The organism is Enterococcus sp. DIV1639a (genome assembly GCF_050530445.1).
Lineage (GTDB): Bacteria > Bacillota > Bacilli > Lactobacillales > Enterococcaceae > Enterococcus_B > Enterococcus_B hirae.
In genome coordinates, this window is sequence record NZ_CP172886.1 from 2,698,818 (window position 1) to 2,713,710 (window position 14,893).

General features: G+C 37.2%; 13 protein-coding genes. 4 read left to right on the forward strand and 9 right to left on the reverse strand.

Features of this window, described 5'->3' with window-relative positions; all coding sequences use genetic code 11:
* The first annotated feature begins 248 nt into the window (after window positions 1-248).
* The 3 genes from IGJ32_RS12445 to IGJ32_RS12455 all read left to right on the forward strand — a co-directional run bounded on the left by IGJ32_RS12445 (window position 249) and on the right by IGJ32_RS12455 (window position 3,357).
* Window positions 249-1,223, forward strand: a complete 975-nt coding sequence (locus IGJ32_RS12445) for an L-lactate dehydrogenase (RefSeq protein WP_005875171.1) — start codon at window positions 249-251, stop codon at window positions 1,221-1,223.
* A 170-nt stretch (window positions 1,224-1,393) separates the two neighbouring features.
* On the forward strand, window positions 1,394-2,800 hold the full coding sequence (locus tag IGJ32_RS12450) for a L,D-transpeptidase family protein (protein WP_126342916.1): 1,407 nt from the start codon (window positions 1,394-1,396) through the stop codon (window positions 2,798-2,800).
* A gap of 113 nt (window positions 2,801-2,913) precedes the next feature.
* Window positions 2,914-3,357: a hypothetical protein gene (locus IGJ32_RS12455; RefSeq protein ID WP_342081958.1), complete on the forward strand. Its 444-nt coding sequence runs from the start codon at window positions 2,914-2,916 to the stop codon at window positions 3,355-3,357.
* A 238-nt stretch (window positions 3,358-3,595) separates the two neighbouring features.
* Here IGJ32_RS12455 and IGJ32_RS12460 read toward each other — a convergent pair whose 3' ends face one another.
* Complete coding sequence (locus IGJ32_RS12460) at window positions 3,596-4,102, reverse strand: VanZ family protein (RefSeq protein ID WP_010720587.1); 507 nt, start codon at window positions 4,100-4,102, stop codon at window positions 3,596-3,598.
* Window positions 4,103-4,220: 118 nt separating this feature from the next.
* Here IGJ32_RS12460 and IGJ32_RS12465 point away from each other — a divergent pair, with 118 nt between their 5' ends.
* Window positions 4,221-6,023 carry a M3 family oligoendopeptidase gene (locus IGJ32_RS12465; protein ID WP_063627633.1) on the forward strand — a complete coding sequence of 601 codons (1,803 nt, stop codon included), beginning with the start codon at window positions 4,221-4,223 and terminating at the stop codon, window positions 6,021-6,023.
* A 465-nt stretch (window positions 6,024-6,488) separates the two neighbouring features.
* On the opposite strand, the gene IGJ32_RS12470 is transcribed toward IGJ32_RS12465, so the two are convergent.
* From IGJ32_RS12470 to IGJ32_RS12505, 8 genes are all read right to left on the reverse strand, one after another.
* The gene (locus IGJ32_RS12470) at window positions 6,489-8,051 is read right to left on the reverse strand and encodes an NlpC/P60 family protein (RefSeq protein WP_034700024.1); all 1,563 of its coding nucleotides are present in this window, start codon (window positions 8,049-8,051) and stop codon (window positions 6,489-6,491) included.
* 217 nt (window positions 8,052-8,268) lie between these two features.
* Window positions 8,269-8,778 carry a rod shape-determining protein MreD gene (gene mreD / locus IGJ32_RS12475; protein WP_010737284.1) on the reverse strand — a complete coding sequence of 170 codons (510 nt, stop codon included), beginning with the start codon at window positions 8,776-8,778 and terminating at the stop codon, window positions 8,269-8,271.
* Between the two features lie 3 nt (window positions 8,779-8,781).
* Window positions 8,782-9,636 carry a rod shape-determining protein MreC gene (gene mreC, locus IGJ32_RS12480; protein WP_010720591.1) on the reverse strand — a complete coding sequence of 285 codons (855 nt, stop codon included), beginning with the start codon at window positions 9,634-9,636 and terminating at the stop codon, window positions 8,782-8,784.
* Between the two features lie 155 nt (window positions 9,637-9,791).
* Entirely contained in the window at window positions 9,792-10,427 is a 636-nt protein-coding gene (locus IGJ32_RS12485; protein WP_010720592.1) for a thiamine diphosphokinase, read from the reverse strand.
* Window positions 10,428-11,078: a ribulose-phosphate 3-epimerase gene (gene rpe, locus IGJ32_RS12490; protein ID WP_010720593.1), complete on the reverse strand. Its 651-nt coding sequence runs from the start codon at window positions 11,076-11,078 to the stop codon at window positions 10,428-10,430.
* Window positions 11,079-11,090: 12 nt separating this feature from the next.
* Window positions 11,091-11,990, reverse strand: coding sequence for a ribosome small subunit-dependent GTPase A (rsgA, locus tag IGJ32_RS12495; RefSeq protein WP_010720594.1), 900 nt, complete (start codon window positions 11,988-11,990; stop codon window positions 11,091-11,093).
* Window positions 11,991-12,118: 128 nt separating this feature from the next.
* Window positions 12,119-14,152: a Stk1 family PASTA domain-containing Ser/Thr kinase gene (pknB, locus tag IGJ32_RS12500; protein ID WP_096708658.1), complete on the reverse strand. Its 2,034-nt coding sequence runs from the start codon at window positions 14,150-14,152 to the stop codon at window positions 12,119-12,121.
* Window positions 14,149-14,889 carry a Stp1/IreP family PP2C-type Ser/Thr phosphatase gene (locus tag IGJ32_RS12505; protein WP_010720596.1) on the reverse strand — a complete coding sequence of 247 codons (741 nt, stop codon included), beginning with the start codon at window positions 14,887-14,889 and terminating at the stop codon, window positions 14,149-14,151. Before IGJ32_RS12505 ends, pknB begins: the two co-directional genes overlap by 4 nt.
* Window positions 14,890-14,893: the final 4 nt, after the last annotated feature.

Here is a 14,893-nt window from a genome sequence, read left to right on the forward strand (position 1 = left end):
ATAACACACAAGTACCTGTTTCAACAAAAAGAGAATGTTTAACAAATGATAAAGAAATTAAAATTTTCTTCAAAGTCTAATAAATTAATAACCTTTTAAAAATAGTGAAATCACGCACATGTAAGCTTTTACATATAATACAACCTTGTTATCTGTTATATTTTATAGCCAAATAGCGTGACAGCGGGCTTGATAAATGTTAGCATAGGCATGGGAAAAAACAAAATCAATGGAAGGATTGATATATAATGACTGCAGCTGCAGAAAAAAAAGATCATCAAAAAGTAATTCTTGTTGGAGATGGCGCCGTAGGTTCTAGCTATGCCTTTGCTCTAGTTACTCAAAACATTGCACAAGAAGTAGGTATCGTAGATATCAACACAGCAAAAACTGAAGGAGATGCTATTGATTTATCACATGCTCTAGCATTTACTTCACCTAAAAAAATCTACTCTGCTACTTATGCAGATGCACATGATGCTGACTTAGTAGTTATCACTGCTGGTGCACCACAAAAACCAGGTGAAACTCGTTTAGACTTAGTAAATAAAAACTTAAAAATCAACCGCGATGTAGTAACACAAATTGTTGAATCAGGATTCAATGGTATTTTCTTAGTTGCTGCTAACCCAGTAGATATTTTAACTTACTCAACTTGGAAATTCTCAGGCTTCCCTAAAGAACGCGTAATCGGTTCAGGTACTTCACTTGACTCAGCTCGCTTCCGTCAAGCACTTGCAGAATTAGTTGATGTTGATGCACGTAACGTCCATGCTTATATCTTAGGTGAACACGGTGACTCAGAATTTCCTGTTTGGTCACATGCTAACGTTGCTGGTTTACAAATTTATGAATGGGTTAAAAACAATCCAGACGTTGATGAAGAAGCAATGGTTAACTTATTCTTTGGTGTACGTGATGCTGCTTACACAATCATTGAAAAGAAAGGCGCTACTTTCTATGGTATCGCTGTAGCCTTAGCACGTATCACTCGTGCCATCTTAGATGATGAAAATGCTGTACTTCCACTATCTGTATTTATGAATGGTGAATACGGCTTGAACGATATCTACATTGGTGCCCCTGCAGTAATCAACCGTCAAGGTATCCAAAAAGTTATCGAAATCCCTCTAAGTGACAGCGAACAAGATCGTATGGCTGCTTCAGCTAAACAATTAAAAGAAATCTTAGATGAAGCTTTTTCTAAATTAGACGCTGAATAATTAGAATAAATTTAACCACTTAATCAAGCAGAATGTCAGCATTCTGCTTGATTTTTTTACTTAACGATCGTTAAATTTTTGCTAAATCATTTGTCCCCTTCGTCTTTTTTCTCAAAATATGCTATGATTAGTTCGTTATACGCTAAACTATCAAATAAGGAGCTGCCCGCATGACAAGATCTTCTCATCATAAAAAATCGAAATCGCTACACATTGGTCTATTAACTACGCTAGGCGTATTCCTTGCATTAATCGGCTTTTACGCTTACCGCAGTACATATTACACCAATCATTTTTTACCTAACACGGAAATTAATTCCATCAATGTAAGTAACCTGACCGTGCAACAGGCAAATGACAAACTAAAAGACACCTTTTCCAATAAAAAGCTGACGATTGAAGAAAATGGGAAAGTTTGGGAAGAGATCGCAAAATCTGAGCTTGGTTATAAAGATGACTTTTCAGCAGATTTATCTCGATTGTTAAACCAACAAAATGCTTGGTCATGGGGCATGAACTATGTTTCCGCTAGTGAAAAACAAGAAATTGATCCACAAGATACTGATCATCAAAAACTAGATGAAACGCTGGCTTCCACGACGAATAAGCTAACCGAATTAAATAAAGACCGGACACAGACACAAGATGCGACGATTGAAAAATCTGGTGACTCTTTCAAAATAAAACCAGAAATAACTGGCGATACGATTGATGTGACAGCAGCTATCAACGCGCTGAAAACCAGTGTGAAGGATGGCAAAAACAAAATTGATTTAACTAAATTTCAAACAAAACCAAAAGTGACAGCGACCGATAAAAATTTAACAAAACAAGTCGATGAAATGAATGCCATTGCTAATATCAAAGGAACCTATAGTATCAACGGCAATACTTTCCAGATACCTCGTTCTGAAATTGCTAACTGGCTAACTTACACAGATGGTAAAGTTGATTTAGATACAACACAAGTTAAAAACTATGTAACAGGTTTAGGAGAAAAATATAACACAAGTACGAATGACACAAAATTTAAAAGTACAAAACGTGGTGAAGTAACGGTTCCTGTGGGTACCTATAGTTGGTCAATCAAAACTGATGCAGAAACAGAAGCTTTAAAGTCAGCCATTTTGGCAGGTAAAGACTTTACCCGATCACCAATTGTTCAAGGTGCCACAACAGCTGATCATCCTTTAATAGAAGATACCTATATCGAAGTTGATTTAAAAAACCAGCATATGTGGTATTACAAAGATGGTAAAGTTGCGCTAGAAACTGACATCGTGTCTGGAAAACCTAAGACCCCTACTCCAGCTGGTGTTTTCTATGTTTGGAACAAAGAGGAAAATGCTACATTAAAAGGAACGAATGATGATGGAACCCCTTATGCAAGTCCTGTAAACTACTGGATGCCAGTTGACTGGACAGGCGTTGGTATCCATGATTCCGACTGGCAACCTGAATATGGTGGCGATCTTTGGAAAACTCGTGGATCTCATGGATGTGTCAATACGCCGCCAAGTGTCATGAAAGAATTGTTTGGTATGGTAGAAAAAGGTACACCAGTAATCATTTTCTGATAGCTTCAATAAAAAATGAATTCATAAAAAAACTGGTTTCTCAACAAAGTTTATCTTAAACTTTAGAGAGACCAGTTTTTTTTTACGTCTATCACTATCAAAGGGGGAATAAAATGGACGATAAGTTACAAGCTAAAAAAATTTATTATCAAAAGTTTCTTGGTTACACTGAGCAACAGATCTTAGAATTATCCACCAGTATCGCAGACCAGCAAAAACTACTCGTCAAACCAGAGAATAATGAATTTGAACAAAAGATTTTAGTCAAAAAACTAGCTAGTGACAAGAGAAAAATGCAATCATTTTTAAATGGTGAGGGCCTCCTCCGTTCAATCCTTCAGCAACTGGATAATATTCATACTACGATCGCGAATCAAGATCAAAATAATTCGCTATGGAATAGGTTTTTTCGCTCATCATCCAATGAGTTGGCTAATCACCAGAAATTATTACATACATATGAACTTCTGTTTGAAGAAATAATGAAAGGATTATACAGCGATACACAAAAGGCGTCACCGTATAAAAAACTAGTGCCCAAAGAGAGGTACAGATAATGATTCAAGGATAAAATCAACCACTCTTAAAATAAATTCCAATCCAATCTATCCATAAATAAACAACAGTTGGCTTTGATCCACAAGTTCTATTCTATAAAAATGAATCACAAGTATACTACGAAATGAAGCCAAAAAATCCTAAAATAGAAAACTATTTTAGGATTTTTCGGCTTCATACTCAATTTTAATTACTTCTATAATTCATTTTTTCATGTACACTAATTGATACTTCTACCTAAAATTTTTTTCTCACAAAACCAACGATCAAGCATAAGACAATCGCTGTCAATGCCCCCATTGAATCGAGCATGACATCTTGGAAAGACGGTGTTCGATCCCCTGTAAGCATCTGATGAAATTCATCTAACCCAGCATAACCGGTCGCCGATAACCAAGCTAAGACACTTGTTAACCACCAGATTTTCATTTTAGGAAAGACCCCTAAAAACAAACTACCACCTAAAATAAAATAAGACCCAAAATGAGCACCTTTTCGTAAGAAAAATTCAACGAATTTACCATAACCTAAATGATCTACACTCACTACACCATCGCCATAAGTAAAACGAATATTATCAAATACTTGTTTAAACGGATGATTGGGAAACCACTCTTCGATCCTGGAGACTTGGGATTGTTGTCCGTAAGTTTGCGATGAACTGTAAAATAAGAGAGCCATGATGAGTACTGCAATAACTAAATAAAAGTTGCCATTTTTCATTTGTTTTTTTATTGAATTCATAAGTCACCTCTGCCATTTATAATAGCTCTTTTTTTACGAAACAACAAACTTTTCTTAGAGACTTAAATAAGAAAATAATGCTATACTAATTGTATTATAAATTGAAGGGAGCTTTTTCATGACATATTCACTAAATTGGGATCTTGATTCAATTTTTTCAGGTGGAAGTGATTCCCCAGCCTTAAATGAACGCTTAGAACAATTAGAAAAACAAATCAATACCTATTATCAATCCGTTAATCAATGGGATCATTCAGTCAGTACAAATGATGAACTTACGACACTGATCAAACAACAAGAAACAATTACAGAAGGTTTTTCTCAATGTAATAGTTATATTACGGCTTTGTTATCTGCGAATGTCAAAGATACCCAAGCAAAGCTTTTATCAGGAAAATTATATGCACTATTACCACGTTGGCAATCAGCCGATACGATTTTATCGAAAAAATTTGCAGAAATATCTGACAATAATTGGCAAACATTGCTCCAAACAGATGAATTTTCTTTGATTGCTTTTCGTATGAATGAGATTCGCAGAGACGGTCATCGTTTATTGTCCGAAGCAGAAGAAAACATCATCAATACACTCTCATTAGACGGGCTGAATGCGTGGAGCAGTCATTACGACACAATTGTGGGAACAATCGTGATTCCATTTGAAGAAAATGGCAAGGTAACTGACTTGTCAGCAGGTCAAGCCTTCAATAAAATGATGGGTGATCCAGATCCACTCGTACGTGAAAAGTTATTTATTGCCTGGGAAAAAGCTTGGCAAGAAAAAACGTCTTTACTATCGGACACATTAAATCACTTAGATGGTTTCCGTTTATCAACCTATAAACTACATGGTATGAACGACTATTTACAAAAACCATTAGAATACAATCGTTTGAAAAAAGAAACACTTGATGTGATGTGGGCAACTATCCAAAAAAATAAACAACCGTTAGTTGATTACTTAACAAGAAAAGCCAATCTTTTCGGTAAAGAAAAAATGGAGTGGCAAGATCAAGATGCACCAATTATTTTAGGAGATCTAAAGGAAAAGACGTTTACCTTTGACGAAGCTGCCTCTTTTATCATTGAGAATTTCCAAAAATTCAGTCCCAAAATGGCAACCTTTGCACAATCTGCATTTGAAAAAAGTTGGATTGAAGCAGAGGATCGTCCGGGAAAACGACCTGGCGGGTATTGTACTGAGCTGCCAGAAACCCAAGAATCCAGAATTTTTATGACCTATAGTAACTCAGTCAATGAAGTAGCTACGCTAGCCCACGAATTAGGTCATGCCTTTCATAGTAGTGTCATGTGGGATCTGCCAGCATTGAACCGTGATTACGCAATGAATGTTGCAGAAACTGCTAGCACGTTTGCTGAATTGATTGTCGCTGATGCTACCTTAAAAGCAGCCAAAACGAAAGAAGAAAAAATCAATTTATTAGATACTAAATTACAAAATGCTTTGGCCATGTTTATGAATATCCATTCTCGTTTCATTTTCGAAAATCGTTTCTATTCTGCGCGACAAGAAGGACTTGTTTCAGAAGAAGAAATCACTCAAATGATGGTTGAAGCTCAAAAAGAAGGTTATCATGATGCCTTAGCTACTTACCACCCACACTTCTGGGCAGCTAAATTGCATTTCTTTATTGATGATGTTCCTTTTTATAACTTCCCTTACACGTTTGGCTATTTATTTAGTTTAGGTATTTATGCTTATGCAAACAAAAAAGGAACAAGTTTTGAGCAAGAATACATTGAGTTATTAAGAGATACAGCTTCAATGACAACCGAAGAACTTGCTCAAAAACATTTAGGTGTTGACTTAACGAAACCAGATTTCTGGCAAGCTGGCATCGATATGGTTTTAGAGGATATCAATAGTTTCATGACACTTTCTGAAGAATATGTACATTAATTGATCAAGCTAAATCATTACTAGATAAAATGATCGATTCATAAACAGTAAAAATAGCAGTTTTTTCATTCATTGGAAATCCTATTTTGACTAATAAGTCCAAATGAGCTAGAGAGAATAGTGATTGGTTTACACCAACCTTCTTCACTCTAGCTCATTTATTTTGGTTGCTTCGTCTCTCATTCCAAACATCCATGATCATTTTTTGTGAAAATCACCAATGTCCCCTACTATTTTATAGCTACATATAAACTTCATTCTTTACTCACTGATTGCATTACAGACTAAAAAAAACACGTTGTCAAAGGATATTGGTAAAAAGAAACCTTAGAATCATAGGGTATCATTTTTATACTTTTTAAACCATAAAAAAGATGTTGGTGAATTTCACCAACATCAAAAAGAATAGAGCCACAAAAAAAAAATGAACAGGAAGATTTCTCCTCCTGTTCATTCTATTTATTATTACATACTTACTGCAAAATCAGGTGTGTACCATTGAACTGAACCAACTTTAACATTTTCACCTGGTTGTGGTGCATGGATATATTGTCCGCCACCTAATGAAATAGCTACGTGATAAGTTCCGCCAGCAGAACCCCAGAATAATAAGTCTCCAGCTTTTGCTTGAGAAACTGAAATTTTTGTTCCAGCTGATTCTTGAGGTACTGTCCAACCACCGATGTCACGGCCAGTTACTTGTAAATATACATAGCGTGTAAATCCAGAACAGTCAAAGCCACTTGGATCTTTACCACCCCATACATATGGAGTACCAATATATTTGTAAGCTTCTGCTACAATCGCAGCGCCGTTCACACTACCAGAAGGATTTGGTGCTGGTGCTGGAGCAGGCGTTGGTGTAGGTGTTGGAGCTGGTGTTACAGTATTATTGTTATTGTTGTTATTTGTTGTACTGTTATTAGTGCTATTATTAGTGCTGTTATTAGTACTATTGTTTGTATTATTATTTACATTTGTATTAGAGCTGCTTGAACTGCTTTCTGTATTCGCAGGTGTTGACTCTTGTGTAGAAGATTCAGGAACTGTTGATTCTTCTGTTGAAGATGATTCAGTAGAAGAAGAGCCAGTTGATGAATTTTCTGTTGTTGTAGAAGATTCAGTAGATGTTGATTCTTCTGTTGTTGAAGACTCAGGAGCTTTTGATTCTTCACTTGAAGATTGTGCAGCTGATGAGCTTTCTGTTGTAGTTGATGCTGATGATGAAGCTTGTGTTTGTGCAGCTTGTGCAGCAGCTTGTTCACGTGCTTCTTTTTCAGCTTTTTCTTGAGCTGCTTGTTGACGAGCTTGTTCTGCTAAGCGAGCTTGTTCACGGATACGTGCTTGCTCTGCTTCAGCTTCAGCTTTCTTACGGTTCAAGTCAGCTTTCTTATCTTCTGCTGTTGCTTGTTCAGCAGCCAATGAAGTTTTCAAGACATTTAAGTCAGCTTGTTTTGCTAATAAATCGCCTTTTTGTGACTCTAAAGCAGCTTGGTTGTCAGCAAGTTCTTTTTGTTTTGCTTCATTTTCAGCTTTTTTCGCTTCTACTGCTTGTTTGTCTTCTTTTTGTTGTTGTACTAAGTCTTGGTTTGCTTTAACGATTGTAGACATTGCTTGGATACGACCAACAGCATCTGCTAATGAATCTGCATTTAACACAGCGTCAATATAGTTTGAACTAGTATTTTTTACTTGTGTTTCACGTGCTTGTTTTTGGATTGTTGCTTCACGTTTTTCAATACGTTCTTGTAAATCTTTGATTTCTTGTTTTAATTGAGCAGATTCTTTACGCAATGTATCTTGTTTAGTTAATAAATCTTGCGCTTTTGTGTTAATAGCAGAAACTTGACCTTCTAATGCTTCAATTTGTGATTGTGCACTTGCTTGTTGGTTTTGTAAGTCTGCAATTTTTTTGTCTTGTTGTTGTATCTGAGAATCAAAATCGTCCGCCGCGGCAGCGATCGGTGATCCTACGGCAGTTAAAGCGATTGAACTTAGCATTACCGCTGATAATAAACTCTTTTTCACTCTTCATTCCTCCGACTGGCTTAATTTAATAAATATCTAAATATATTTAAGTCTTTCTTAACGATATAAAAATTGTACCATAGCAGTATGTCAACGATATAATAGTTATGTTACAAAAACATTTCAAAATAAAATCTTAAAATGACAAACATGTAAGTTTCAATGATTATTCACAAAATATGACATTTATTTCAGAAATCAGTACAAAAAAAAGAAATTATTCATCACTGAATAATTTCTTGAATGGAAAAACAAAAACTGCGAATAGAATCATCGTTAATAATAAAGTTGGCCCAAGATATCTAGTAATAAAGTAAGTGTTATTTACAGATACTAATTTGAAAATCAATTGTACAGCTAAAGTGAACAACTCATACCCCGTAACAAAAATAATCATACTAAAAAATTCTGTAAAGATATTAAAGTGGATATAAGAACTCATCGAATACATAATAAAGACCATCAGTGGTAATGCCACCGCATAGATCCCGATTACACCGATATAGTAGGTATCAAAGATTGCTCCAAGGACGACCGTTGTAATCAATAAATACCTTTTAGGAAATTTCATACTGCAAAACAGCAAAGCCAAAATGAGAAAATGGGCACTAGCCATGTATTGCCCATTTGACCACTCGACAAACATTCTAGTCAAATGCCCATCGATCAACATCAATAAGAACAATACAACTGGCAAGTAATATTTCATTGTATCTTTTTTCAGCATAGGTTAATCCTCCACCAGTCGTTGCACGATCGTCACAACTGGCAGATCATACATTCCAGCGTAAGGCTTAACATATACTTCACGATCCAAGCCATAACTATCTGGTTTGGTCTTGATGACTGTTCCGATCGGCAGATCTGCTGGTGAGTTCCCACCTAAGCCAGAAGTTTGAACGACGTCGCCTTCTTTGATATTCGTATCTCCAGTTAATTGTGTCACGACTAACGCTTGCAGTTTTTCGTCATAGTTTTTCAATAATCCAAACGCTTCTCCACTAGAAGAAGATACCCGAACTGGGAAATGATTCGAACTTTCATTTGACGAAGTCAGCAGCTCGATCTTAGAAGAAGTACGATTGACTTCAACTACTCGACCAATTAATCCTTTTTGTGCCATTACCGCCATGTTCACTTCAATGCCATCTTTTGATCCTTTATCAACGATCAACATATCTTGCCAAGTATCTGGTGAGCGTGTAATCACATTCGCCGTTACTTTTTCATAGTTAGTCAATGTTTGATTTAAGTTAAGTTCTTTTTTTAATGCTTCGATTTCTTTTTGGTCATTTTTATTTTTTAATGCTAATTCATCATAACTATCGATTTTCTCTTTTAATCGCTCATTTTCAGAATAAGTCGTGAAAAGATTATGGACTGAATCCACTCCATTTTCGACCCATCTTACGGGCGCAGAGATTGCACGGTCAACAAATGAAACACTGTCATTGACAAAAGACTGGAAGAAATTAGGTTTTCCTTCATTCGCTCGTTGCGCGGCAGTCACACTTAAGATTGTCACCACAATGATAACAATGATTAAGGTAATAATAATATTTTTATTAGGATTGAACTTCTTCACAAAGACACCTCGAATTAATTAGACTCTTATGGTCAATTTTATCACTAATTGAGGCGAAACAAAAGGTATGACACCTCTCTTAAGCTTTTTTTTAGTAAATAATTTGACTTGTCATTTTTAACTATTTCTGTTGTATTTACTCGGTTAGAGCAAACTTAATCTTTACTTTGAATCACTGCGACCATCCCAGTTGAAAAAGAAAAATCAGCCGTATCTGAAACAAATTCATTGCTTGCATAAGAAGTTGCTTGGCTCACATCAGTTGTTTCCAGTTCATACTTGCTCTTTTGGATGGACAGCTCTGTTACAGGCGTCAAACAACAATAGGCCAAATAACGCATCTTATCCATTTTGGTAATCACATGTTTGCCAGGTAAATAGTAGGTGACATGATTTTGACGATCCCAAATAATGATCTTTTGAGCATGTGGTTTAAATCTTGGTTCTAACGGCAGCCAAAGGTTAGCAAGCAGGTGATCCAATCGACCACCAGTTGCGCCAATGATCGTGATTGTTGCTTCTGGATATCGTTCAATGGCTTGACACAACCCCAACTGCGTATCTGTATCATCTTTTTCTGCTGGTGCTTGGATCAGTTCATTCGTTGCTTGTTCAACTTGTTTTTTTTCATCTACCGATAACGAATCAAAGTCACCGATTGCTAAATCCAAGGGGAAATTGTTTTGAAGAAGATACCATGCACCACGATCAATGCCTACATAACAGTCATAACTGTTTTGTAGTTCTGGCCAATTTTCAGGAGAACCTCCTGCCACTAATAAAACCTGCATTTATTTCAATGCCTCTTTTAACTGGTTGATTTGTCCCACTGGATCTTCTGAGTTATAGATATAAGAACCGGCAACGAAAACATCTGCTCCAGCTTTTTGACAAATTTGTGCGGTTTCAGGAACGATACCGCCATCTACTTCAATGGAATAATGCCAATTATTTTGCTCGCGTAATTCTGATAATTCAGCAATTTTCTCTACCGTTTCTTCAATGAAACTTTGTCCACCAAATCCTGGGTTAACAGTCATCACTAAGACCTGATCTGCTATCGGCAAAACATGTTTGATCATCGTTATAGGTGTGCCTGGATTAATCACGACTCCTGATTTCACGCCTAGATCTTTCATCATTTGCAATGCTCGATGAATGTGTGGAGTGGCTTCCACATGCACCGTGATGATATCTGCTCCAGCCTTCGCAAACGCCGGAATATATTTTTCCGGGTCAACAATCATCAAATGCACGTCTAGTGGTAACTTAGTAATTGGTCGAATAGCTTGTACGATATTGGGACCAAATGTAATATTTGGAACAAATTGTCCATCCATTACATCTACATGGATGTAATCTGCCCCTCCTTTTTCTACTAGTTCGATGTCTCTTTGTAAATTAGAAAAATCTGCGCTTAAGATAGATGGTGCTATTTTCATTAATGCTTCCTCCTATTTTCGTTTACCTTCTTTTTTAGAATAGATTGGTTTTCGATTTTCGACTTCCTGTAAAAATTGCAAATAGTTCTCATAACGTGTTTGGGCAATCTCACCTGTTTCGACCTGGCGTTTCACCTCGCACCCAGGCTCTTTAGCATGCATGCATTCTCTAAAACGGCAATGGTTCGATGCACTGACAAATTCAGGAAATTGTTTTGGTAATTCAGTCGTTTCGATCGTCAAAAAATCGATCGAGCTGAATCCTGGTGTATCTGCTACTAAACCATCATACAATGGGAGTAATTCCACATGTCTCGTTGTATGTCTCCCACGTCCTAAAGAATCAGAGATTTCCCCCGTTTCTAAGTTTAGATCTGGCGAAATTTGGTTTAAGAGTGTAGATTTTCCAGCACCAGATTGGCCCATAAAAACGGTCAATCGTTCTGGGAAGTAACGAATTAATTCTGCAGTATCTCCAGGATATTTCGGAACAATCACTGGATAACCGATCGTTTCATACGTTTGCTTGATCTCATCGATTTGCTGTTCGTTTGAAGCAAGATCTGTTTTTGTCAAAAATATGACAGGTTCAATGGATTCATATTCTAAAGTCACTAGAAAGCGATCCAATAAATTATAAGAAAAATTTGGTTCTACCAAGCTTGTAACTACGACACCTAAATCGACATTTGCTACCGGTGGACGCACCAGTTGATTTTTACGAGGCATCACTTCTAACAAATAACCGTCCGTCTTGTTTTCGCTTTCAAATAGTACTTGGTCACCCACTAACGGAGTGATTTTTCGATTACGAAAGTTTCCTCGTCCTCTCGTTTGATAGGTCTCACCGTCTGAGTGTACATAATAAAACCCACTAATTGCTTTTCTGATTTGTCCTTTGATGTATGCCACCTCCAGTTTTCCTTATTTTACCACAGGAAAGAAAAATCATGTGGCGTTCCTGACAAGAAACTTAGCGAAACTCAATAAAAAATAGCAGAGCACGTTTAGAAACGCTCTGCTATTTTTTATTGTTATTACTATTTGGATGAAGACGACGTGCTTTCTTCTTTAGACGTAGTAGTACTTGAACTTTCTTTGCTGCTTGACGATTCTTTGGTTGAACTTGATGATTCTTTTGATTCTTTGGTTGGTTCTGGTCCTTTTGAATAAATGACATTGACGATCGTTCCTGGAGTGATCGATGCCCCCACGCCAGGAGCTGTTCGGATTACTTTATCTTTTTCTACGGTATCAGAATATTCATAAGACTCATGTCCGATGTATTCTGCGCCAATACTTGATAAATAACTTTGTGCATCACTTTTCGTATAGCCTGAAATATCATTTAATGTTTTCGCATTTGGTCCTTGACTAACGACAAAACTGATATAGCTATTTTCAGTCAATGGTTCACCGTAACTAGGTAATTGGCTAATGATTGAACCAGCTGGAACCGTATCGCTGTAATCATATGTCTCACTGATCCTTTTATAACCATTTGAGCTCAATATCCCACGAACGGTGTCATAATTTTGACCAGTATAATCCCCCATCGTTGGTTGCGCGCCTTGGCTCACAACAAATGTGATCTTATCTGTCGTTGGATCGACTTCCGTTCCTTCTTCATCCGACTGGGAAATGATTCGTCCATTTTCTACTTCATCACTGAACTCGTCTTTTTTCTCGATACTATCAGCTGGAAAACCAAGCTTCTTCAATCGGCTACTTACTTCGTCAAAATTCATCCCAGTATAATCATCTAACTTGACTTTTTTCTTACCTGTGCTGACGTAAAGGGTAACTTCACGGTTTTGTTTCACTGTAGTTCCCGCTGCTGGGTCCGTTTTGACAACGTCTCCTTCTTCGATTTGTTCATCAGGGATCTCTTCGGTTTTTGTTGCTACTTCTAATTTAGCTTTTGCTAAAGTATCTCTGGCAGACGCTTCTGATAATCCCGAAACGTCAGGAATTTCGACTTCTCCACGACCTCCAGAAGCAAAAAAGACGGCTGTTCCGATTCCTAATAAGGCTAAGATCACCAATAAAATAATCCACCATTTTTTATGCTTTTTACTCTTTGGATCAGGAAGTGTCTCTTCTGCCATCACAGGAGTTTCTTCTGATTTTTCTTTAGGTAATGGCATGGATTTAAATGACTCTGGCATTGGTGTATCTTCTTCTAATGGTGTGATCACTTGAGTTTCTTTGGTCATTGCTTGCGGCACCCATTTGGCTTCATTTGCCCGAGCAGGAGACAGCGCTGTTGCTAAGTCTTCTGACATTTCTTCTGCTGTTTTATATCGATCTGCCGGTTCTTTTGCAGTAGCTTTCAATACCACATTTTCTAAAGCTTGCGGCGTTGTTGGGTCTAGATCCTTGATTGAAGGTAACTCATCTTGGAAATGCTTCAAGGCAATCGTCACTGCAGACTCACCATCAAAAGGAACACTGCCAGTTAATAATTCGTAAAGAATGATCCCTAAGGCATAGATATCTGATTGTTTCGTAGCCATACTTCCTCTAGCTTGTTCAGGAGATAAATAATGGACAGAGCCTAACATCGTATTCGTTTGTGTGATCGATGTTTCAGATAATGCGATTGCTATACCAAAATCAGTGATTTTGACCACGCCCTCATTATCGATCAAGACATTTTGTGGTTTCAAATCACGATGAATGATTTGGTGCGTATGTGCTAAAGAAATAGCTGATAAAATTTGTTGCATAATATTGACTGCTGTATCGTAAGGAACAGGATAATGGGTTTGAATATAGCGTTTCAGGTCCATTCCTTTTACATATTCCATCACGAGATACTGCATGTTGTCTTCTTCTCCAACATCATACACACTAACAATATTAGGATGAACTAGTTCAGTCGCAGCTAGTGCTTCTCGTTGGAATCGTCTAATTGCCGTTTGATCATTTTGGAAATCGAATCGTAACACTTTGACTGCGACATCACGATCTAAAATAAGGTCATGGGCTAGAAAAACATTTGCCATGCCCCCACTACCAATATTTCCAGTGATTTGATAACGACCATTCAACTTTTTGCCTAACTCAATCATGCTACGTCCTCCTTGTATTCGATCAGAAGAACGGTAATATTATCTGCTCCGCCTGCTTCATTTGCACGTTCGATTAATTCTGTTACCTTGTCGAACAAAGCCCCTTCTTGATTGATAATCGTTCCAATCGTTTCTTCAGATAACATGTTCGTTAACCCATCCGAACACAACAACAAACGATCTTTTAATTGCCAAATATAAGTCGATACATCGACTTCTACAGATCCTGGCATTCCTACAGAACGAGTTAAAATATTTTTTCGTGGGTGGTTCGCTGCCATTTCTTCACTGATTTCTCCAGATTTTACTAGTTCATTCACTAAAGAATGATCTTCTGTCAGTTGAATGATTTTATCTTCACGGATCAAGTAGGCACGGCTATCCCCCACATGAGCAATAGTAAACTGATCTTCTGATAAAGCTGCTGCTACGATCGTCGTTCCCATCCCATTGTATTCTGGTTGCTCTTGGCCACGTTGATAAATACGAGTATTTTCTTCTTGGATCGTTTGGATGAACCATTGCGCTACTTTTTCGTCATCACTTAAACTTAGATTTTCCCAAGCAGTTCCTAAGTTTGTCACTGCCATCTGGCTCGCGATATCACCTGCACGATGACCGCCCATTCCATCTGCCAATACTGCTAGTTTAATTCCAGCTTGATTCGTAAAAACACTCGCATAGTCTTGATTTGTATTACGTCGTCTTCCTACATCTGATTGATATTCAATCTGCATTCTT